The sequence below is a fragment of the Acidovorax sp. HMWF018 genome (genome assembly GCF_003061035.1).
Taxonomy (GTDB): domain Bacteria; phylum Pseudomonadota; class Gammaproteobacteria; order Burkholderiales; family Burkholderiaceae_C; genus Acidovorax; species Acidovorax delafieldii.
The window spans coordinates 1-1473 of the sequence record NZ_QAIM01000367.1 but is presented as its reverse complement, the minus strand read 5'-3'; the positions used below and the strand labels follow the sequence as shown (position 1 = coordinate 1473).

Below are 1473 nucleotides of genomic sequence, written 5' to 3'. Positions count from 1 at the left end.
CATCCAGTCGGGGATGCGTATGGCCTGGTTGGCAGACACCCAGCCGGTGGTGTTGGCCTGGTTGGGCAGCAGGCGGATGACGGTGCCGGTGGCATCGGCCAGAAAACACTGCAGGTAGGAGGCGCGCGACACGGTGGCCGACAGGAAGACCTGTTCCCCCACCTCGAATGCGGTGCGCTCCAGCAACACGTTCTCGATCTGCAGATCAATGGTGCGCTCAGGCGGTGGGTCTCCGTACTTGGCCGCCCCCGGATCGGTGCTCACCACCTGCATTGCAGCATCTGGTGTGGCTGGACTGGCGGCGATGTGCGGCACAGGCTCTGCGTGTGTGCTGGCCCAGCCAATGCGGGCCAGGGTGCCGTCTGCGGACAGCCCGACAAAGTGGCGCAGCGCCCGTTCGTAGGTCGCAAAGTCCACCACGCCCGTCACCACCATGCCGTTGTCCGCCTGAAAGCGCGCCAGGGCCTTGCGCAGCGCCGGGTCGTTGTCCGGCAGCGGTTGCGCGGCGGGGGCGAGGTAGCCCCGGCTGACCAGCGAGCGTGCGATGAGCTGGGTGCGCACGGCGGGCGAGCCTTCGTCAAACCAGTCGCGCAGTTGCCGCTGAAAGTCCGGGTGGTTTTGCTCCAGCGTCAGGCATTGCCAGTAAGGCACCCGGGCCCATTTGCCAATGAGTTCGATGGTGGCCAGGTCCACCAGTGTTCGCACTGCACTGCCAGAACCCTGGGTGTAGTCACGCCCCACGTTGAACTGAACGCCATAAGTGCCGATGCGCCCGGCCAGGTCCACGCCCTGTCCGCCGTTGCCAATGATGACTTCGTTGGCGGAGTCCAGGCCTGGAATCAGCGTGCGGGTGCGAAAGTCGCCCAGGTGCATCTCCAGGCCGATGATGGTGGCGTTGCGGCTCTGGCTGTAGCCCATGTCGATGCGGGGGCCGGAGAGCCCGGTGTCGAACCGGTTGTTGATCACGTTCTGGTCCACGAACGAGATGGCACCCGACAGGTACAGCGCGGGTCGCTGCAGCTGCATCTGGTTGTTGTTGAGCAGGATGGTGGTGAGGTTCTGCACCGTGTCCTGGCGCGCGATGTCCACCTCGTAGTCCACAAAGCGGAAGGCATTGCTCAGGCGCGACATCTGGGACAGGGCCGTGATCACCATGTCCTTGGTGGCCACGGTGACGCGGGTGGAGTAGTCGGGAATCTGCTTGCTCGTGATCAGTGTGGTGGGCAGCTGTGCATCGCGCAGCATGTGGTCCATGCACATCAGCGAGTCGGAGAAGCTGGAGATGGAGCGTGTGGGTCGCACCACGGGGCGGTCGGTGATGGAAGCCAGGCTCTGAAAGGCCTGGTCCTTGCGCGGGTCCCTGGGCGTGGCACAGCCAGCCAGTCCCAGCCCGACGACAAGCAAAAGCGCTCCATGGATTGCGCGCATCACAGGGTGTGGGGAGCGTGCGCGCTGGGGGCGAGAGCATGCAGG

Annotated in this window: 1 protein-coding gene; it reads right to left on the bottom strand. The window is 65.1% G+C overall.

Going from position 1 to position 1473, the window contains the following annotated elements; all coding sequences use genetic code 11:
• Positions 1-1428 (bottom strand): DUF4384 domain-containing protein (locus DBR23_RS14035; protein ID WP_233250458.1); only part of this gene is annotated, 1428 nt, incomplete at its 3' end.
• Positions 1429-1473: the final 45 nt, after the last annotated feature.